General features: G+C 36.0%; 15 protein-coding genes and 2 pseudogenes. 14 read left to right on the top strand and 3 right to left on the bottom strand.

Going from position 1 to position 21,557, the window contains the following annotated elements; translation table 11 throughout:
- The first annotated feature begins 52 nt into the window (after positions 1 to 52).
- From BELBA_RS20180 to BELBA_RS20170, 3 genes and pseudogenes are all read left to right on the top strand, one after another.
- Positions 53 to 799, top strand: a complete 747-nt coding sequence (locus tag BELBA_RS20180) for a DUF6444 domain-containing protein (RefSeq protein WP_157466095.1) — start codon at positions 53 to 55, stop codon at positions 797 to 799.
- Entirely contained in the window at positions 771 to 1,496 is a 726-nt protein-coding gene (gene tnpC / locus BELBA_RS20175) for an IS66 family transposase (RefSeq protein WP_041779356.1), read from the top strand. The genes BELBA_RS20180 and tnpC overlap by 29 nt, the downstream gene beginning before the upstream one ends.
- A gap of 108 nt (positions 1,497 to 1,604) precedes the next feature.
- Positions 1,605 to 1,853, top strand: a pseudogene (locus BELBA_RS20170) (cupin domain-containing protein); the annotation flags it as partial.
- A gap of 40 nt (positions 1,854 to 1,893) precedes the next feature.
- Here BELBA_RS20170 and BELBA_RS12560 read toward each other — a convergent pair.
- Positions 1,894 to 2,991 (bottom strand): agmatinase family protein, encoded by a 1,098-nt coding sequence (locus BELBA_RS12560; protein ID WP_014773069.1) that lies wholly within the window; start codon positions 2,989 to 2,991, stop codon positions 1,894 to 1,896.
- Positions 2,992 to 3,120: 129 nt separating this feature from the next.
- Positions 3,121 to 3,603 (bottom strand): SixA phosphatase family protein, encoded by a 483-nt coding sequence (locus BELBA_RS12555; RefSeq protein WP_014773068.1) that lies wholly within the window; start codon positions 3,601 to 3,603, stop codon positions 3,121 to 3,123.
- Positions 3,604 to 3,757: 154 nt separating this feature from the next.
- Between BELBA_RS12555 and topA the strand changes: the two genes are divergently transcribed.
- The 11 genes and pseudogenes from topA (at position 3,758) to BELBA_RS12495 (ending at position 19,121) form a co-directional block, all read left to right on the top strand.
- On the top strand, positions 3,758 to 6,076 hold the full coding sequence (gene topA / locus BELBA_RS12550; protein ID WP_014773067.1) for a type I DNA topoisomerase: 2,319 nt from the start codon (positions 3,758 to 3,760) through the stop codon (positions 6,074 to 6,076).
- Between the two features lie 118 nt (positions 6,077 to 6,194).
- Positions 6,195 to 7,376, top strand: a complete 1,182-nt coding sequence (locus BELBA_RS12545) for a carboxypeptidase-like regulatory domain-containing protein (protein ID WP_014773066.1) — start codon at positions 6,195 to 6,197, stop codon at positions 7,374 to 7,376.
- 1 nt (position 7,377) lies between these two features.
- Positions 7,378 to 7,683 (top strand): annotated as a pseudogene (locus BELBA_RS12540) (SIR2 family NAD-dependent protein deacylase); the annotation flags it as partial.
- Positions 7,684 to 7,856: 173 nt separating this feature from the next.
- On the top strand, positions 7,857 to 9,413 hold the full coding sequence (gene istA, locus BELBA_RS12535) for an IS21 family transposase (protein ID WP_014773064.1): 1,557 nt from the start codon (positions 7,857 to 7,859) through the stop codon (positions 9,411 to 9,413).
- A gap of 15 nt (positions 9,414 to 9,428) precedes the next feature.
- Positions 9,429 to 10,172, top strand: coding sequence for an IS21-like element helper ATPase IstB (gene istB, locus BELBA_RS12530; RefSeq protein WP_014770947.1), 744 nt, complete (start codon positions 9,429 to 9,431; stop codon positions 10,170 to 10,172).
- A 386-nt stretch (positions 10,173 to 10,558) separates the two neighbouring features.
- A complete protein-coding gene (locus BELBA_RS12525) occupies positions 10,559 to 11,755 on the top strand; it encodes a hypothetical protein (protein WP_014773063.1) in 1,197 nt (398 codons plus the stop codon).
- Between the two features lie 2 nt (positions 11,756 to 11,757).
- Positions 11,758 to 12,333: a condensin complex protein MksE gene (locus tag BELBA_RS12520; RefSeq protein WP_245531066.1), complete on the top strand. Its 576-nt coding sequence runs from the start codon at positions 11,758 to 11,760 to the stop codon at positions 12,331 to 12,333.
- Positions 12,317 to 15,985, top strand: a complete 3,669-nt coding sequence (locus BELBA_RS12515; RefSeq protein WP_014773061.1) for an ATP-binding protein — start codon at positions 12,317 to 12,319, stop codon at positions 15,983 to 15,985. The genes BELBA_RS12520 and BELBA_RS12515 overlap by 17 nt, the downstream gene beginning before the upstream one ends.
- A gap of 7 nt (positions 15,986 to 15,992) precedes the next feature.
- Positions 15,993 to 16,844: a DUF7281 domain-containing protein gene (locus BELBA_RS12510; RefSeq protein WP_014773060.1), complete on the top strand. Its 852-nt coding sequence runs from the start codon at positions 15,993 to 15,995 to the stop codon at positions 16,842 to 16,844.
- Between the two features lie 1,525 nt (positions 16,845 to 18,369).
- On the top strand, positions 18,370 to 18,612 hold the full coding sequence (locus BELBA_RS12500; RefSeq protein ID WP_041779660.1) for a hypothetical protein: 243 nt from the start codon (positions 18,370 to 18,372) through the stop codon (positions 18,610 to 18,612).
- A 2-nt stretch (positions 18,613 to 18,614) separates the two neighbouring features.
- A complete protein-coding gene (locus BELBA_RS12495; protein ID WP_014773058.1) occupies positions 18,615 to 19,121 on the top strand; it encodes a DUF2335 domain-containing protein in 507 nt (168 codons plus the stop codon).
- A 1,282-nt stretch (positions 19,122 to 20,403) separates the two neighbouring features.
- Here BELBA_RS12495 and BELBA_RS12490 read toward each other — a convergent pair.
- A complete protein-coding gene (locus BELBA_RS12490; protein WP_014773056.1) occupies positions 20,404 to 20,889 on the bottom strand; it encodes a hypothetical protein in 486 nt (161 codons plus the stop codon).
- Between the last annotated feature and the right edge of the window lie 668 nt (positions 20,890 to 21,557).

Here is a 21,557-nt window from a genome sequence, read left to right as displayed (position 1 = left end):
GTATGTGAATGTACGAAAATCAGCTTTAAAGTTGGTTTATCCACATTTTTTTGTGGGGAAAAACAGCGTGGATTATTGGTATTCATGGGATTATGTGCTGATATTCAGGAAACATTTCTATAGGATATTGGACCACAGAGATACGCTTATTCAGGAACTGATCAAGATGAACCTCCAGCTTATGGAGGAGGTCAAGTCTTTAAAATCTAGGGTATCCGATTTGGAAAATGAGCTTGCCCGTTACCGTAATCCAAAAAACAGCCGCAACAGCTCGGTTCCCCCTTCAAAAGACGAGAACCGCCCCAAAAAAAATCAGAGTCTCCGTCAGGATACAGGGCGCAAAACCGGCGGTCAGCCTGGACACAAAGGCCATACCCTTGAAATGACATCCTCCCCGGACATAATAGAAAACCACATCCCTTTATTCTGTACCTGCTGTGGTGGTGATCTGTCGGCGGTTCCAGCAGAACTGTCCTCCAAAAGACAGGTCCTGGATCTTCCTGTGATTAAAGTGGTATGTACCGAGCATAGAATCTTTTCCAAAAACTGTTCCTGTGGAGAAAAGATCAGTGGGTCATTCCCTGACAATATCAATGCCCCCATACAGTACGGGAGCGGTGTTGAAACCATTGTCGGTTATCTGCATGCCAGACAGTATGTTCCCTATAGAAGGATGAAAGAACTTCTCAGGGACTGCTTCGGTATTAATCTCAGCGAGGGGAGTATCGATAACATTATCGGTAGGTTTGCCCGCAAGTCTGCACCAATATATGCAAAAGATAAAGACGGCAGTCTCTAAAAGTCCTGTGATAGGAGCTGACGAGACTGGGGCTAAAGTGGATGGAAACAAACAGTGGGTCTGGACTTATCAGACCGAGGAACTCACCCTGTTAGCTATATCTGAATCACGTGGACTTAAGGCGATGAATACACATTTTCCCGATGGGTTCGGAAAGGCAGTATTGTGCCACGATGCATGGAGGGCGTACTTCAACTATTCGGAAAATCTGCACCAGCTTTGTTGTGCACATCTGCTTAGGGAGCTCAACTACATTGTTGAACGCTATAAATCTAAATGGGCTGACAGCCTTAGGGCCCTGTTCAGGGAAGCTATCTCACTAAAGAGAAAACTCAAAAAACTACCGGATACAGAGAATAGCAGGAGTATTGCTTCCATTGAAGAGAAGATGGATAACCTACTCGCCCAACCTGTAGAGTCAAAACATAAAGAAGCAGTATCCCTACAAAAAAGACTCCTGAAATACAGAAAGTCACTTTTTACTTTTCTCTATCACCAAAAAGTACCACCGGATAACAATGCCTCTGAAAGAGCCATACGCAACATCAAGGTGAAACAAAAAATATCAGGACAGTTCAAATCCAACAATGGAGCTGAAAACTTCTGTGTTATAAGATCCGTCGTGGATACCCTGATCAAACGTTCGGGAAATATCTTAGAAAATCTAAATCATATAGCTAATTTACAACCTGAGTAGTTACAAAATCAAAAATCTACTGAGCTAAAGTCCCAAAATGAACCTGCGTTTTCTAAAGGTAAAAAAGTAACAAGCACAAATTTTACAGGAACAGTTTGGTTAAATTATTTGGTTGAGCCCGATACCACTCACAATGTAAACATTGGTTCCGTTACGTTTGAACCTGGAGCAAGGACAAATTGGCATTATCATTTGGGAGGACAAATACTTTTGGTAACAGATGGGAAAGGTTTGTATCAAGAAAGGGGAAAGCCAATTGAAACCATTGAAAAAGGCGATGTTATAAAATGTCCTCACAACATCGAACATTGGCACGGAGCAACAGATACAGATGCAATGACACATATAGCAATAGGAACCAATATCAATATTGGTGGAGCTTTTTGGTTGGAGCCTGTTACAGATGAAGAGTACCAATTAAATTCAAATATTTCAAATTCAATCTTCCTTGAGAAGCTCCATAAAGATTTGCCATTCTGTAAAGAATTCGAGCACCTACATTTCCATCCCACTCGTCACCTTCTGGACCTGGAGCTACTTCTACCAAGTCAAATCCAATTAACCTTCTCCCTGACTTCACTACTTCTCGCACCAAATACATAATTTGATCCAATTCAAAACCACCAGCTACGGGTGTTCCAGTATTAGGGCAAAGCTTAGGGTCAAATCCATCAATATCAATAGTAACATAAACTTCTTGTGGTAATTGCTCTACAATTTCATCACAAATGATTTTCCAAGCTTTTCCTTCATAGGATTCTTTCTTTATTTCTTTATCATAAAATGTAGTGATTCTATTGTTCTCTTTAGCCATTATCGCCTCCGCTTCACAATAATCTCTAATACCTACTTGTACCAATTTACTGATTTGTGGAAACTTCAAAGCATTATAAGCTATAGATGCATGAGAGTATTCAAAATTTTCATATGCTACCCTTAGATCTGCATGAGCGTCAATCTGAAGTATTCCAAAATTATCGTGATCATCAGCTAATGCCTTAATCAAGCCTAATGGTGTGCTGTGGTCTCCTCCTAAGAGCGCAACCATCTTTCCTTGACTTCTATACTTTTTAGCTTGCTCATAGACCCAATCGTTCATCTCAGCACTTGCCTTGTTGATCAAATCTGGTACTGCAGCAAATCTTTCTAATTCAACTTCAGGAGCTCCTTTTTCTAACCAGTCAATATAATTTTTCGCTAATATTCTAAAGTTAGAACTCTTATTTGCAATTTCTTCAGGAATCGTAAGCATATGAATCCCCATTTTCCAAGCATCTTTAATGTCATCTTGAAATAAATCCACTTGCATCGAAGCATTCAAAATAGCCTCAGGGCCATCGGCTGTGCCAGGTGAATATGAAACAGTCACTTCCCAGGGAACTGGAATGATGATCAATTCTGCTGTAATTTCATCAAATGGGAGACCAAAAAGACTATTATAAGTACTTACCCCATTAGGGTCAAAACTATCTATTATTTGATGTTTCAAAGACATTATTTTTAATTTTAAAATTTCAAAATGATTTGATTCAATCTGTTTATTCTGTAAAAAAACAAAATTCAACTGTAAGTTTAAACAAGTTGATAAAATATTAATTCCTTGAAGAAGCGAATATTCAACAGCTTATTGTAAAACTTCTCTGACTATTCCCGTGCCACTTCCTAAATGTTTCCAATCATCGATAGTTAACTCAATGATAACCATCATCCCAGGTTGAATTGATAAGTATCCTTGATCTGCAATATAAGACACCAATGCACTTACTCCTGGATTATGACCAACTACCATTACACATTGATCATCCTTATCTACACTTTCTAGGACTTTTTGAATTGACGGAAATTCAGCATCATAAAAGTCATTCTTATATTCAATAATTGAAGATTCAAAATTGCTACAAATAATTTCTGTCGTCTGCCTTGTTCGTTTGGCAGAACTTGAAATTACTCTATTTACAAAGATTCCGGTTTTTTCAAAAAGTGACTTTAACCTTGTCAATTGAGACTTCCCAATATTACTTAGCTCTCGATCATAATCTGTCCCACGACCAACATTAAAATCTGCCTCACCGTGTCTTAAAATCACTAATATTTTATTACTATTCATTCCTGCAATTTAATTTTCACTTCAAAACTAATTGAAATAATCATGCCAAATCGAAGATAGTACCTTTGATAATTTGGAATACAAGGTAATCGCATCTATTTTTAGATTTTAAATGTGTATTTTAATAAATGCATTGTTTTAATTTTAGAAAAATATGTCAAAAAATTTAGTCATAGTCGAGTCCCCTGCCAAAGCAAAGACCATAGAAGGATATTTAGGGAAGGATTTTAAAGTCGCTTCTAGTTATGGTCATGTCAGAGATTTACCAAAAGGAGACAAAGCCATAGACATTCAAAATAAATTCAAACCTACTTACGAAGTCACTGCAGACAAAAAAGAAGTTATAAAACAACTCAAAAATCTTGTCAAAGATGCTGAAATGGTTTACCTAGCTAGTGATGATGACCGCGAAGGAGAAGCTATAAGCTGGCATTTAAAAGAGGTTTTGAAACTAAAGGATGAAAACAGCAAAAGAATCGTCTTTAGAGAAATCACCAAAAATGCAATCACCAAGGCAATCGAAAACCCAAGGACAATTGATTATGATTTAGTCAATGCACAGCAAGCTAGGAGGATTTTAGATCGATTAGTTGGTTTTGAGCTTTCTCCGATTCTTTGGAAAAAAATCAAAGCAGGACTTTCAGCTGGCAGAGTTCAATCTGTAGCTGTAAGACTCATCGTGGAGCGTGAAAGAGAGGTCGAAAAATTCAATTCAAAGTCTTCTTACAGAATCACAGCACTTTTTGATGTTGAAGGGAAAACACTTTCAGCAGAATTACCAAAGAAATTCGAAACTCAAGAAGAAGCGGAAGATTTTTTGAAAAAGTGTTTGGGTGCTGATTTCAGCATCAAAAGTTTGGAGAAAAAGCCAGGCAAAAAAACCCCTTCTGCACCATTTACAACATCAACCTTACAGCAAGAAGCAAGTAGAAAACTTAGCTTTTCAGTAGCACAGACCATGTCGGTGGCTCAAAAGCTGTATGAAGCTGGTAAGATTACCTACATGAGAACGGACAGCACCAACCTTTCAGATGATGCAATGGCGGCTGCAAAAAATGAAATTACCTCTGCTTACGGACCTGAGTTTCATAAATCAAGAAAATATACAACCAAATCAGAAGGGGCTCAAGAAGCTCACGAAGCTATTCGACCAACGGACTTCTCCAAACATGACACATCTGGTGATAGAAACGAGCAGCGCCTATATGAATTGATTTGGAAAAGAGCGATCGCTTCGCAAATGGCAGATGCTGAACTTGAAAAAACAAATGTTAGCATTGCCATTTCTACCTTACCACAGACACTTTCTGCAAGTGGCGAAGTCATCAAGTTTGAAGGCTTTTTAAAGGTCTATTTAGAAAGTACCGATGATGAAGAAGAGGATGAAGAAAGTACAGAAAAAGGTTTACTTCCTCCATTGACTGTTGGTCAGACTCTGAAGTTGACTGAAATGAAAGGTAGAGAAACCTTCTCAAGACCTGCTCCGAGATATACTGAAGCTTCTTTGGTGAAAAAATTGGAAGAGATGGGTATAGGAAGACCCTCTACTTATGCACCTACCATTTCTACAATTCAAAAAAGAAATTATGTGATCAAAGAATCACGTGATGGAAATGAAAGAAAGTATGTAGAAATGAAGATTGCTAAGGGCGAGTTCAAAAAGGAATCAAAAACTGAAATTGCAGGAGCGGATAAAAACAAATTATTCCCTACTAATATAGCGATGGTGGTAAATGACTTTTTGGTAGAACATTTCCCCAATGTTATTGATTTTACATTTACTGCTAGAGTAGAAAAAGAATTTGATGAAATAGCACATGGAACTCAAAACTGGGAGGACATGATCCAAAATTTCTATGGAGCATTTCACACTAGAGTTGAGGAGACTTCCAATGTAGCAAGAGAAGATATCAATACTTCGAGGGAAATAGGAATAGATCCTAAATCAGGGAAAAAAATTATTGCCAGATTAGGGAAATTTGGCCCCTTGGTTCAAATCGGAGACCAAGAAGACGAGGAAAAACAATTTGCAAGTCTTAAAAAAGGTCAATTCATTGAAAATATTTCACTTGAAGATGCTTTGGAATTGTTCAAACTACCAAGAGATGTTGGAAATTTTGAAGACAAAAAAATTGTCGCTGCTATTGGAAGGTTTGGACCATATTTGAGACACGATAGTAAATTTGTCTCTTTAGGAAAAGAACATGACCCTCTGAGCATCAATGAAGAAGAAGCCATTGAACTCATTAAAGCCAAAAGGAAAGCTGATGCAGAAAAGCATATCAAAACGTTTGAGGAAAATGAAGAAATTCAAATCCTCAATGGCAGATGGGGACCCTACATTAAATTTGGTAAAAACAATTTCAAAATCCCTAAAGACAAAGATGCAGCTGAATTGAGCTATGCAGAAACAATCGAAATTATAGAAAATCAACCTGAAAAGAAAAAGGGAAGATTCACCAAGAAAAAGTAATGAAAGAGCAGGTCGAAAGTCCTGCTTTTTTTGTTCTAACTTTTAATTCTGAAATTGATCTTATAAATATCTCAATTGGCACTCTTTATTCTCTAAGATTATGCTACTAAATTGTAACATGAAGTTCCGTATATCCTTGCTGCTATTTTTTATTTTACTCAATGCTGGTAAATCCTATTCACAAGTGACCTTGAGAGGCATTGTTGAAAATGAAAATAATAATACCCCAATCCCATACGCAATGATATTTCTTAGTAATACAAGTATTGGGACTTTGAGCGATTCTTTGGGGCATTTCAATTTGACACTCAATGAAGGCAAACATGAATTAATTATTAAATCTTTAGGGTTCACTACACTCAATTTTGAACTTGAACAGTCCGAAATACAAAACAGACTCTATAGATTCAAGTTAGCTACTGATGATTTAGAACTAACAGAAGTTGAAGTTGTTTCGAAAAGAGACCAGTTATGGTACGGAAACCTTGAGGTTTTTAAAGGCTTTTTCCTAGGAAATAGTACCAATTCTCTGAAAAGTAAATTGGTCAATCCTAATATATTGATTTTAGATGATCAAAGTATTCCAAGAACACTTTTAGCAAAAGCCAATCAAGATTTAATCATAGAAAACCCAAATTTAGGTTATACTATCAGGTATTTGCTTCATACGTTTGAATATTCTTTGGCTGAGAAAAAGATTTTCTATGGAGGATACTCCTACTTTACTGAGTATGACGGCCTTTCTAAAAGAAAGAAAAAACAGATTGAAACCAATAGAAAAAAGGCCTACGAAGGAAGTTCTATGCATTTGCTTAGAGCGATATACAACAATAAAGTTGAAGAAGAGGGGTTTTTAGTAAGAAGACTTAGAAAAATCCCTAACATTAATCGACCATCAGAGGAGCATTTAGATAGCATTGCGCAAAACATAAGGTTAGGCAGACCAACTCCTTACACTATTGAAGAATTTGCAAGATTGAAAAAGCTTCCAAAAACTATAGATCAACTTGAAAAAAACCCTATAGATCTCTACCAGTATATCACAAAAGAAGATGCAGGTAAAATAACACTTCACTTTGAAGATTATCTCCAGGTCATCTATACGAAAGCAAAGCCTGATGCAAATTATATCTTACCATATAAAGCCGAAAATCAAGAAAGTTTGATTCACTTTCTCAATGGAAAAATTGAAATTTATGAAAACGGAAGTTTCTCCCCTCCCTACGATCTCTTGTTCGAAGGCTATATGGGTTGGCTAAAAACAGGTGATTTGCTTCCCTTGGATTATAAACCTTTATAAAATGAAGAAAAAGCTTGTAGCATTAACTGGTGCTGGAATATCTGCCGAAAGTGGAATTGCAACTTTTAGGGATAGTAATGGGCTTTGGGAAGGTCATGATGTCATGGAAGTTGCATCACCTGAAGGTTGGAAAAAAAATAAGAAAGTTGTCTTGGAGTTTTACAATCAACGAAGAAAGCAAGCGCTATCAGTCCACCCAAACTTAGCTCACCTCGAACTTGCTAAGCTTCAGGAATTCTTTGATGTGAGCATAATTACGCAAAATGTCGATAACCTTCATGAAAAAGCCGGCTCTTCAAATATCATTTGCAAAAAATGATGAAGTTGACCCCCTTCTGACGATTTAAATTGACCCCCAGCTGGTGATTCAAATTGACCCCCGGCTGGTGATGTAAATTGACCCCCGTCAAAAGTTATTTTTCTGGAATGGAATAAGAGGCTTTTAAGTCCTGTTAGGAGTGCAAACAATTAAGCATTCCCATGGCCAATCGCACTCTTACCATGAACAAGATCAAACAAATTTTACGAGGCCATTTTGAAGGCCATGGCTCCAAGCAGCTCAGCAAATTGACGGGAGTCTCCCGCAATACTGTCAAGTCCTATCTTAAAAGATTTCAACAAACAGGCCTTTCCTTTGAAGAGGTTAATCAGCTTTCCGATGAAGGTTTAGCTGAATTAATATTAGGTCCACCAGCCCCTGTGCAGCAAAGTGACAGGCTGGAAGTATTACTTCCTTTATTGCCTGGGATCGTTAAGAAGTTGCGAATAAAAGGCATGACACGTCAGCGTCTCTGGGAAGAATACCGACAGAAGCATCCTGACGGTTTTCAGGCCAGCCAGTTCCGCAAACATATTCGGCAATACGTGGGTAAGCAGGGGCTAACGATGCATTTTGAGCACCTAGCCGGAGATAAAGTATTCATCGACTATGCGGGTAAAAAGCTCTATGTCACTGATCCCGATACAGGGGAGCATTTTCCTGTAGAGGTATTTGTGGCTACGCTGGGCTGTACTCAATACACTTATGTGGAAGCCACTTACACCCAGAAGAAACCCGACTTCATCGGAAGCTGCACAAGGATGCTGGAGTTCTTCGGCGGGGTTCCAAGGGTAATCGTGCCTGACAACCTCCGGTCTGCAGTTACCAAAGGCAGCAAATACTCTCCAGTCCTGAACGAGACCTTTGAAACCTTTGCTGAGCATTACAACACCACTATCATTCCGGCAAGACCGCGTCAGCCAAGAGAAAAGTCTCTGGTCGAAGGTGCTGTAAGACTGGTATATCAGCGGATTTATGTAGCTCTTCAGGGAAAGGTGTTTTTATCCTTAGAAAGCCTTAATGAAGCACTTGTTCCTTTGGTATCCAACTACAATGACTATGCACTCAGAGGTGAGGAAAGTCGCAGGGAACAGTTTGAGACACTTGAGCGGAACAGTCTGCTGGCACTTCCCGAACTTCCTTATCAGCTGATGAGTGTCAAAGTGTGCACTGTAATGAAAAACACCCACATATGTCTTGGAGAGGATAAACACTACTACAGTGTCCCCCATCAGTATATGGGGAAGAAAGTCAAAGTCCTTTTCAATGATGACCGGTTAGAGGTCTTTTACAAGTATCATCCTATAGCCAAACACAAACGCGATAAAAGGAAGCATAAGTACACGACACTAAGGGATCATCTGGCCGGAAACCAGAAGTATGTATCCGATTGGAGTTATGAATTCTTTGTAAGTGAAGGCAATAAGATCAGCAAGGAGGTAGGGAAATTCCTATCCAGCCTGATGGAATCTATTCCCCATCCGGAGCAAGGTTATAGATCCTGCTCCGGGATCCTTCATCTTGCCCGCAAAGTGGGTTCACAGCGGATCACTGGAGCCTGCAAAAGAGCGTCAGAGTATGGTGTTTACACCTATCCTATGATTGAACAGATCCTTTCCAAAAATTTAGACGCAATCAGTTTTTCCGATGAACAGCTGGAGGAGTCTTCCCAGATGCCCAAACACCACAACATCCGTGGCAACAGATACTTCAGTTAACAAACACCAATTCCAATGATACAAGAAACAATTGAAAAAATGAGAAAAATGAAGCTTTACGGCATGTCACGAAGCTTCAGTCATGCCACAGAATCCGGCTCTCTGTCATCCCTTACACCGGATGAACTGATTAGTCTGCTCGTGGAAAACGAATGGGATGACCGTCAAAACCGCAGGATGGATCGAAGCCTTCGTGGTGCACGTTTCCGATACAAAGCCACTGTCGAGGAACTGGATTTTCGTCCCGGGCGTGAACTGGACAAAAATCAACTATTGAGACTCGCAGACGGAGCATACATCCACAAAGGAGAAAACATTCTGATGACAGGAAGTACAGGCACAGGTAAGAGTTATCTTGCCTGTGCCTTGGGCAATCAGGCTTGTAGCAAGGGACACAAAGTCCTTTATGCGAATACGACTAAGTTGCTTACCCAACTGAAAATGGCTAAGGCTGATGGATCTTCTATCAAAGAGATGCTCAAACTCGAAAAACTTGATGTGTTGATACTCGATGACTTTGGGATACAACCCCTGGATGTTCAGAGCAGAATGTTGCTGATGGAGATTATAGAGGACCGACATGGTAAAAAGTCCACCATCATCACTTCGCAGTTACCGGTCAGTGCATGGTATGAAATAATCGGAGATCAAACTCTTGCAGATGCTATTTTGGACAGAATTGTGCACGATGCTCACCGGATAGAACTAAAGGGAGAATCCCTGAGAAGAAAACGTAATATTAATCCCGAAAAACAATAACTTTAACGCGATGTAAGTCCACTATTCCTGACCAAAAAAACTACTTAACTCCGGGGGGTCACTTTGCAGCGCTGATAGGGGGTCACTTTGACCGCTATATGCAGAATTATGAAGGATGAAGGATGAAATGGAAAAATGGCGAAAGGAAAAAGGGGAAAGGTTAAAGGGGTTAAAAGGGTTAATTCCGCCACGGCGGACATGTGGTTAACTGGTTAATTGATTATTAAGTGAGATAGTTTAATTGTAAATGATTAGAGGGTTAAAAGGTTAAAGGTGGTTAATTGGTTAACTGGTTAACTGGTTATTAAGTGAGCTAGTTTAATTGTAAAAGATTAAAGGGTTAAATGATTTAAAGGTTATATTTGAAGGTTACCTTTATCAAATAAATGAACACGTTTTCAAACATAAAAGAATTATTATCTACACTTCACAGAGAGGAGAAGCTCCTTTCAGAAATGTTTAAGAGAAGAAAAACTACAGATTATAAATTTGAATACGCTCTTGAATTGGTCGAGGATAATGAAAACAAAATCCAATACCTAATAGACCGTTCTGTAATACGCCAAAATGGAAACACCCTTGAAATAGATGATTTATATTTGCATTTTTTTGAGCAAGTTTTGGAAGCAAATGAAGAAATAAATACTTCTTACATTAACGAAAACCTTGAAAAAGTAAAACAGAATATTAACTATTACTTCAACGAACAAAATGAACAAAGGAAATATGAATACCTTCGGATAATCAAAAATACGTTTAGAAAAATAGGTATTATCACTTTAAGGAATGTCGTTGATTTAAAAAGAAACATAGAAAATACTTTTAAAACTGAGCCAAATTACAAAAACAAACGATCCAAACTGATAAATCTTGATAATAAACGTAGAGACATTACCAAACTTATTGAACAAACTGAACATCTGATTACAGAAGATGATATTACATTTTTTAAAACAGCAACAGATGAAGAATTAAGTCGCATAATTGTTCAACTTAAATTACAACTTCAAAAATGTACGCATAATCTCATAGAAATAGAAAAGCAAGTAATAGCCTTTTTGAATCAAATTCAACTTCAAAGTGGTATAGTAGAAAAGCTAAGACAAATAAAATATTTAAAAGACCAATTTATTCTTGAGAGTACCACTGATTTAAAACAGGTTTTGGCAATTAATCGCCATGTGGTCTTTGAACCTAATCCAAGTTATCCACTTAAACTTTCTCTTGAAAACCTACAAACCGACGAGGGAGCATTTAAGAGTATTCAGAAAATAGCCATACGTCTAAAATCAGGAGTTAAACATAAGCAACCTGTTGCAGACAAAATTTCTGATGAATATCTGGAGACACAAATTGAAGAAGAGGTACAGATTAATTTAGAAGAAGTAAAAAATGGATTTGTTGCGGGAAGTAATAATTTATTCGACTTTGTAATAAGTTATAACTTTTCAAAAGATGTCTCATTTGAGGAGCGCGTCACTATTTATTGTCAAATGGTTTCACAATATGAAAGTATTTTTGAAATTACAGACCAGTTTTCTGAAAAAGGAAAAATTGAATTTGCAATGATTTTCCCAAAATAAACATGATGGAAGTACCTATACAAACAGCTGACATATTTAAGATTCTTAGCAAGGGACAATTTATCAGTTCTAATAGTTCCGATAAGATTATCAGAAATTTATACACTGTGATGGAGGATGATTATCATTTTGAAAATTTATATGCTTATTTTACTAATATAAATTTTGTTTTAGAAAAGGGCGATGAATATTTCTATTTTAGCAGACCAGAAACTAGGGTTGACCTTGAAAAGAAAATAGAAAAGGCCTTTGAATGGATTGATATTCTTGATTTTTTCAAAACTTTTGATAACGCTTTCACTGCAGGTTATCGCTTTACAAGTGCTGATATTTTGGTTAGAATAAATACTGATGCTGAACTAGAAGCAAAATTGGATAGCTTGAAGAAGCATACAGACAAGATTAAACATCAAGATATTTTAGATAAAATTTTAAAGAAGTTGATAGACGATACTTTTATTGAATTAGAGAACGAAATCACCCACCAATTCAAAATATTAACTTCATTCAAGTATCTTGAACAGTTGATTTTAGCCATCAATATCCCCGATGAAGTAAAAGATGAGATACCTGAGTAAAATAGTATTCATAAATAGTGCAGATAAATCGCTGAAATATGGCGAAGTTGATTTGGATGGTAATGTTCATTTCATTGGAACACAAGGTGTAGGAAAAAGCACTCTGCTTAGAGCCATTCTTTTCTTTTACAATGCCGACACTCAAAAATTGGGGATTCCTCGAGAAAAGAAAAATTACAATGAATATTATTTTCCATATCAAAACTCATATATCATTTATGAAGTGCAGACAGAAGCTGGTAAATATTGTGTCGTAAGTTTCAAGGCACTGGGAAGAGTTGCTTTTCGTTTTTTTAATGCAGAGTACAATAAAGATTTTTTTATTGACAAGGAAGGAAAGGCCTTTGAAACCTGGGATAAGATCAGAGAAACATTAGGAAAAATTGATTCTACTAGGATTGTTAGTAGTTATGAAGAGTTTAGAAATATTTTGTATGGTAATAACAAAGGACTTCAAAATGAATTTAGAAAATACGCCTTAATTGAGAGTAGACAATATCAAAACATTCCAAGAACTATTGCCAATGTTTTCTTAAATGCAAAATTAGATGCTGAGTTTGTAAAAGGAACTATAATTAAATCATTGAATGAAGATGATGTAAAAATAGATCTCACAACCTATTCCCAAACACATCTTCGAGATTTTGAAACTGATTTGAATGACATCAGAAAATGGACCGATGGAAAAATAGAGAAACAAGCTGAAAAAGTTGCTTCTACTTATGCTGCCCTTAGGTATTTAGATCAAAAGAAAAAGGATTTGGCTTTCCAATTAGGTTTTGCTTTGGATAATGTAAAAGAAAAACAACCAAAGGTCCAACTGCTTCTAAACGCAGAAGAATCAAAAAGAGATAGAGAAAATGGGAAACTCAAGGACCATGATACTGTTTTTGAAAAAAAGAAAGGTGAAGTTCAAAGACAAATTGGTGTTGTGTTAGAAAAACTCAAAGAAATTAAAAATAAGCGTGATGCCTACCAAACATTAAATATTGAAATCATCATAAATCGTGTTTCAAAAAAAGCACTCTTGGATTTGGAAAAGAAAAACCTTATTGAAGAAAAAGATATACTTACATCTAAGTTTCTTGAGATTCAACAGCGCTATGAAGCGCAGCTAAGACAGTTAGAAAATCAGCTTCAAGCATTTTTGAACAATAAAGGATCTATGAAGAATCAAAAAGAGCGTGATTTAAATCTTTTTGAAAAAGATTTAAATAAACAATACGATTTGATTTATGAGGGAATTCACAAACAACAGAAAGAAACTTTAGAAACTGCCAACACAAACGTTAAAGAAAAAGAGAGTTTAATTACGAATAACAGAATCAAACTATCAGAGGTGAGAGTCAAACGATTCTACGAAATTGAAATTGACAACGTGAAAGTTGAAATTGAAATTATTAAGTCAAATATTTTAAAAGAAGACAGGAATAGCAAACAGGCAAAAGATGAAATTTCCACTCTTCAAAGGCAATGGGAGTTTGATGAAAAAAATCTCAAAGCAGTTACTGAAAGAAAAATTGAAAAACTGATAGAAGATCAGGAAAAATACAACAAGGAGATTAATGCAAGAGAAATTAAAATTGAGAATAGTAAGGATTCTCTTTATGGGTGGCTGAATGAACATGTTCCTGATTGGGACAAAACTATAGGGAAAGTAGTTGATGAAGACAATGTTTTGTTTCTGAAGGGATTAAATCCTAAAATCGTTGCTGATACTAACATTAGTTTTTATGGTATCAGCCTTGATACCTCAGAGATCAAAAAGCGTGTAAAAACAGTTGCTGATCTGCAAAAAGAACAAGAGGGATATAAAAATAGAATTCTTGCTATAAAGAAAAATATCAGCAAAACGAATTCAGATCTGAATGATGAACTAGAAAAATTAAAGCGAAAATTTCAACCAAAAATAAGAGAGCAAAAGGAGCTTATCCAGCAAAGTCAATACAATATAGAAAAGAGCCAATCCAAACTGGAAGAATTATCTGTCCGGTTATCCGAATGGGGAAATAAAGCAAAAAATGAACAGAAGTTAGAGATAGAAAAAATTGAATTTACCCTTTCAAAGCTAAGCGAAGAGAAGACTTTAGCAGAAGAACAAGTGCAAAAAATAGAGCAAACTATTTCCAAGACAATTGAAATAAAAAAGAAAGAAAAGGAAACCAAAATAAAAGAAGAGAGCAGAAAATTGTCTGAATTTTTTAAGGAAATGGATGAACAAATTCGAGAACAAGAAAAAGTTTTAAGCCTTAAAGTGGAAAAAATCAAAATTAATCAGAAAGATGAATTGGACACAAAAGGTGCAAATATAGAACGAATTGCTCAAATAGAATTGCGCTTATCTGAAATTGATTCTGAATTAGGCTATATAGACAACAATAGAGATACAGTAATTGAATATTATAAAGATAAACGGGAGCTATTTGATAAAGAGGGAGAATTTAAAAGCAAAAAGTCTTTGTTGGATAAACAATTAGAAACCGAGGCCGCAAGGTACCTTCAGCAAAAGAATAAGTTTGTTCAACAAATAGCTTTACATAAAGCAGAAATTTCAGCATTAAATGATACCAAAAATGCTTTTGAGGCAGATTTGCTTGCTTTTGATAATTTCACTAAGTCAGAAATTTATCCAGATGTAGAACATTTTATTAACTCTTATACTAGGGATCATAAAACGGATTTAACATGTGTCACACTGACGAATGATTTACAAACGACAGACAATACACTTACAAAACGTTATGTTGAGTTACAGGAGGCCATCAATAAGTTTGCAGGTAATTTCCAAGAGAAGAATTTATTTACATTTAAAGTAAAATTTACAGATAGAAGTGAATACTTTGAGTTTGCTGATATGCTGAAAGAGTTTGTTGATGAAAATAAGATCGCAGAATACAAACAACGTGTAGAAGAACGCTTTACTCACATCATTCGCCAAATTGGAAAAGAAACCAATTCTCTCATAGAGAAGGAAGGTGAAATCAGTAAAATAATTTCTGAGATCAACAATGATTTTATTTCCAGAAATTTTGTGGGTGCCATAAAAAGCATGGAGTTAAAAACTATTGAAAGTAAGAATAAGATTTTCACTTTGTTAGTTGAAATCAAGAACTTCAATACGGAATATTCATTTGATCTTGGCAAGCCGAATTTATTTTCTTCTAATCGGCAATCAAATAATAATGAAAAAGCGATTTCTTTACTGATACAACTCGTTAAGGAAATGAATGCTTCAAAAGAAAAAGAAATTACACTTTCTGATTCGTTTGAATTATTATTTAAAATTGTAGAAAATGACAATGACACTGGTTGGGTTGAAAAACTCACTAATGTAGGTTCTGAAGGTACAGATGTTTTGGTAAAGGCCATGATAAACATTATGCTTTTAAATGTTTTTAAAGAAAAAGCTTCTAAAAAGCAAAAGGACGAATTTCGTTTGCACTGTATGATGGATGAAATAGGTAAACTGCATCCGAATAACGTCAAGGGGATATTGAAATTTGCGAATGATAGGAACATTTTACTGATTAACAGCTCTCCTACTTCACTTAATGCAACAGATTATAGATACACCTACTTACTGTCCAAAGACAGCAGAAATATCACGAATATAAAGCGTTTGGTAAGAAAAATTGTCAAACTAGAGCAGTAAGTAACTGATGAAAATCCCAATACATATAGCCCAAAAACTTTTACAACTTTTAGAAGGCTCAACAATTCCAGCTAGTATGGCAAAACATTCATTAATAGAGGAATTGGTATCAGAAAGTATTATAGAAAGAAATGGAAGAATCCAAAAAAAATTAAAGCTCAGAAATAGGCTGGCTTTATTTCACTATTTACAAAACAAATTTGGAGTAACCGACCTCGAAAAATATATTGAAATAAGTCAAAAAGAAAATGTGCAACGAAATGAACTAGTTGCTATTTCTTCAGATTCCAAATTGATCAATGTAAGAACCTTCAAAGGTTTTTTGATCAATAGTTATCTGCCATTGGCAGCAAGAATAGATGACAGGGCTATAGTATTAAATTTTTCTAGTGGGATTTTTCAATTCATTTTTGACTATGCAAATTTTTTACCAGACCCTTCAGTCATTATCGTTGGAATTGAAAATCCTGAAAACTTCCGATATATTGAAAGACAAAAACATCTTTTCAAAGATATTCAACCACTTTTCGTCAGCCGATATCCACAAAATCAGAGTAGAGATCTAATCAAATGGCTACAATCCATTTCAAACAAATATTTACATTTTGGTGATTTTGATTTTGCAGGAATCGGGATTTATATAAATGAGTATAAAAAGTATCTAGGCGATAAAGCAAGTTTTTTTATACCTAATGATATTGAAAGGTTAATAGAAAAAAAAGGCAATGCCATAAGGTACAATACACAAAAAATAAACTTTTCTTTAGAAAATATTCAAGAAAAGAATTTAATTGAATTAATTGGCGTCATTCACAAGAACAAGAAAGGCTTAGATCAAGAAATTTTCATTAAACAATAGATTTTGACTCTAGCATGTTTGATTTTACATTAGCCCAGTAATAAATTGCTGGATTAGTAAGTCTGTCATACATACCTACTTTAGGATAGACTTACTTTCGGAGGTTAAACCTATGGCATTGGAGGAAAGTCTGGAGACTTTGGTAGGGTAGTTTGAAAACTGCAATGTGGTAGATCCAAGTCATGAGACTTGAACCAGTGGGGTTCAAGTCTCCCAAAAGGGAGGCAGGTCTGAAGACTTGAACCAGGAGGAGCAGCAGAATTGCATCATGGCACAATATCGGTCGTACCTACGGCACTAAAGAAAAACGATTTTGCTTTTGTCCCAGCAATGAATTGCTGGGTTAATATGTCGGTCATGCCGATGGCATTGGATTTAAAGTCTGGAGACTTTGAGGGGCAGTTTGAAAACTGCAGTTTTTTGGGTCCAAGTCAGGAGACTTGAACTAGGAGGGTCATGAGACTTGAACTAATAGCGTCATCTTGGATAGTGAGAGAAAGTGTTGAAGCGATATATATTTTTTCCTCTTACTTTTTTCATCGATAAAAAAGTAACAAAAAATCTAGGCCTGAGGAGATGCTTTTAAATTGGGAAGGAAGATATGTAAAATATACCGGATCTATACCCAATTTAATTTTAAGTCAATTGTTCCAACCTAAAAATGGGTGGATCTCGCTGCAAGCTTCGCGAGCTAACCCATTTTTTTAACGGTTTCCTCAATCAACTTAAAAGCAGCCTCACCTAGGGCCGTCCTTAGGATACCAGTAGGTGAAAAAATAGGTTCTGTATTAACATTTGAATTCTGAGAATGATGATGTTTTCCTTCAGATTGGTTAGAAAATTCGACACCTTTCAGGGTCGAGAACCTGGGATATTACTCGGAGTATTCTAGTCCCCGAGTTTCACACGGGGTAAATACCCTTGCGGATTTTAACACCTTTCGGTGTTTTTTTATATCATGTTAAATATCGGTTGTACCTTCGGCACTAGGGGTCTTGATTTTTGATCACGGTATTGAAATACCGGGTTAAGAGGTCGATTATGCCGAGGGTATTTGAAGGAAAGTCTATTTGCATTACAAATACAATTTAAAAACTGCCATAGAATTGGGTTAAAATCTTCCTTTTCTAAGGTAAACTAGGTCTTGAACAAATAGGTTTGAATTAAAGCTAATTCTGGTTTAGAAGCATCTCCATGTTGGGCTACTGAACAGCAAGTATTACCTTGTTAGGGCTACATCTTTAACTTCTCTTTCTCCACCTTTACCAATTTCTATCAATTTGGTGACACCAACGAGATGATCTGATTCCTTTTATCTAGGTCTCTATCCATAGGATAGGGAAAAATTTAGATAAGCTGGGGGTCGGAGTAAATTCCGAAAAGCTAGCTAGGTCATTAAACATTGGATAGAATCAAAAACATGCTTTAAAAAAGTACGTTTCATCATTATATAATTTAAGATGAAATGCATAGTTTTGCGAAAACTGTGTATATTTATCTAGTCAAGATATTAAACAGAAGAAAAATGAGCAAGAAAAAAGAAAAATATAGAACAGATTTTTTATTGCCAAGAAATAATTTCCTAGTAGGGATGGGAAGTGTTTTGAATATTGCAGGTTCTTATTTCGATTATAATTACTCTAAGTCAGAAAAAGAGGCTGATTTTAAAGCCATGGTTTCTGATTGGCAAAATGTTGGTAATGATTTTAGACAATCAAATGAAAAATTTGAAAAAGAGAACAAGGCTAAATTATGTCTTGATTTTTAATTATGGCAAAACAGGAAATAGAAAAAAAGATCTCACAATCGGAGAATAATAATAGGTCAGATGAACTTATTGAGTTGGAACAAGAACTGACAACGATAAATCCAAGAATTTTTCAAGGGGTTACGCCAAAGAAAAAAGAGGAGATTTTAAAGAGTATTTCTGTGACAATGATACAGGAACGTTCGCATTCTGGACCACTGCCAGATGCTGACACTTTGATTCGTTATAATTCAGTTATTCCTGAAGGAGCTGATAGGATCATGAAGATGGCAGAAAGACAGCAAGAACATAGAATGTCCTTGGAAACTAAGGTTGTAAATAGTCAATCAAAGCAAAGTGGTTTAGGGCAATGGTTTGGCTTGATTATTGGTTTAGTTGGGATTGGTTGTGGTACTTTTTTAGCTTATTCAGGAGAAACTACAGTAGGTGGGATTATTGCAGGCGGAACGGTTGTAAGTTTGGTTTCTGTTTTTGTTATTGGCAAAAGCCTTCAAAAATCGCAAAATTAATTTTAATTTTTTGACAAATATTAGAATATCCTAAAGAGTTGCTGATTTTAAGCATAGACTTAGGTCAAATCAAGTCACATCTTAAACAGATTTGTCAACGAAGAAGCCATTCGTTTTATTTATTTTTATATTGTGAATTGGTATTCATGGATTTATTAAAAGTTGCCAAAATAAATATTTGAGCTAATAATTATTTTTGAAAATGAATGAATTATTAAATCATTTGCCAGAAGAAAAACAAAAAGAGATTAATTTTATCTTAGAAATCATTAAACTAGAAGCAGACCCCATCAAAGTAATTTTATTTGGAAGCTAAGCTAACGGAAAATGAGTTGATTCTAGAGTTTTACATGATAGTCTCGATTCCGAAGTTTTGGAAAAATTTCAAGAAGCTGGTTTTGATATCGTCCGTACCTACGGCACTAACAAAAGTCGGACTTGATTTTTGAGCCCGGCATTGAAATACTGGGTTAAGAGGTCGGTCATGCCGATGGCATTTGAAGGAAAGTTTGGAGACTTTGAGGAGCAGTTTGAAAACTGCGATGTGGTAGGTCCAGGCCTCTACAGGTGAGGTAAATCCTCCTTAGCAGGACAGGTCATGAGATTTGAACCAAAGGGACTTAAACGTCAAATGAAAAGTATGCTGTTTCACCGATTGGTGCATATAGCGGTCAAAGTGACCCCCTTTCAGCGCTGCAAAGTGCCCCCCCGGAGTTAAGTATTTTTATTGGTCAGGAATAGTGGAGAATTGAACTAATAGGCCTGAAAATTCGACACCTTTCAGGGTCGTGAGCTTTGGCTTCTCTAGGATTATTCTAGACCCCGAGTTTCACACGGGGTAAATACCCTTGCGGATTTTAACACCTTTCGGTGTTTTTTTATATCGTCTTAAATATCGGTTATACCTTCGGCACTAGGCGGATACAGGTTCGCTTTTAGCTCAGCATTGAATTGATGGTTAGTTTGTCGGTCATACCTAGCTTCTGTAGGCAGGTCTACCTTCGGGAGGTAAACCTATGGCATTGGATTTAAAGTCTGGAGACTTTGAGGGGCAGTTTGAAAACTGCAGTGTTTTGGGTTCAAGTCAAGAGACTTGAACCAGTAGGGGCAAACAGCTACCACTATTGCGATAGCTATCGGAACAATGATAGATTTTCACATCAATCATGGCTTTTCTCTATTGTGCAAAATGTTACCAGTAGGCCTTCTGTCTGTCCACTATTGCAAACCATTGTCATTGTTGAGTTTCACTTTCATTTTCTGTACCGTGTTGGTCTGTGAATTAACAATGACCTGATTGCTCACAAATCAGTCTAGCTAAGCCAAAAGGACTTAATCTGTCATTAATACTATTCAAATAATTTAAAAGATTACGAGCCATTTCATTTGATATATTTAAGATGCTTTCAATAGCTTCGATAATACTTGATAATAACCCCCAGAAGGCATCTATTGTTAATCTCGCCTTTCCGCATAGAGCATATATAATGGTTAGAGCCATAATCTTGCACCATGAGCAACGGTCAAAAAAATCTTTAAATCGTAAAATGTTTCTCAAACCATAAGAAAATCTATTTAGAAAGAAATCTTGATTTTGATTATTTATATACTTCATTATTGCAAGCCCTGACTCCCGCAAAAATCTAATTGGTTTTGATTTAAATTCAAGAAACAATTCATTGTTTTCTTCAAACAGGATAGATAGCTTTTTGAAAACATCTATTGCATTTTCAATTTCTTGTTTTGTGAATTTTACGTTTTCAGCCATGATAATTTAGTTTTTTTTCAGTGTCGGCTTACTCGCTGTCTGTTTGAAATATGGTCTGTATGTTGGTCACCTGTCATAATGGTTTGTCTGCGTTATTTCGTTTATGTTTTTAGTCGTCAGTTTATAGTTGTAGTGTTATTTTTTAGTCTAACTGGCAACTTTTAAATACCCCTGATAAAAATCAGTCTTAGCTTTCTAACAATTGATAGTTAAGCCTGATTAGATATCCATATTTATCAGTTCTGCATTTTTAATTCACCAAACCTACTTATAAGCTTTTGAACAAAAAATACCTTGAACAGGGTATTTTGACTAATTAAATGTATTGGTTTGTAAATATAGGGAATTATTTGAATGGTGTTTTGAATGTGATTCCTTTTGAACTAAGTTCTTGAAGGTAGGTGTTTAATTTTCAAATTCTCTTTTTGATCACTAAAAAAAAAATCGTAAGCTGATCTCCTACTCTATCAAGAATCCAGTGCATCGTACCTACAGCACTAACAAAATTCGATCTGGATTTTTGATCCCGGTATTGAAATACCGGGTTAAGAGGTCGGTCATGCCTACCTTCGGCAGGTAAACCTATGGCATTTGAAGGAAAGTCTGGAGACTTTGAGGGGCAGTTTGAAAACTGCAATTAGTTAAGGTCCAAGTCAGGAGACTTGAAC

It is taken from the genome of Belliella baltica DSM 15883 (assembly GCF_000265405.1).
GTDB lineage: Bacteria > Bacteroidota > Bacteroidia > Cytophagales > Cyclobacteriaceae > Belliella > Belliella baltica.
This window is presented reverse-complemented; position numbering and strand designations above follow the sequence as displayed.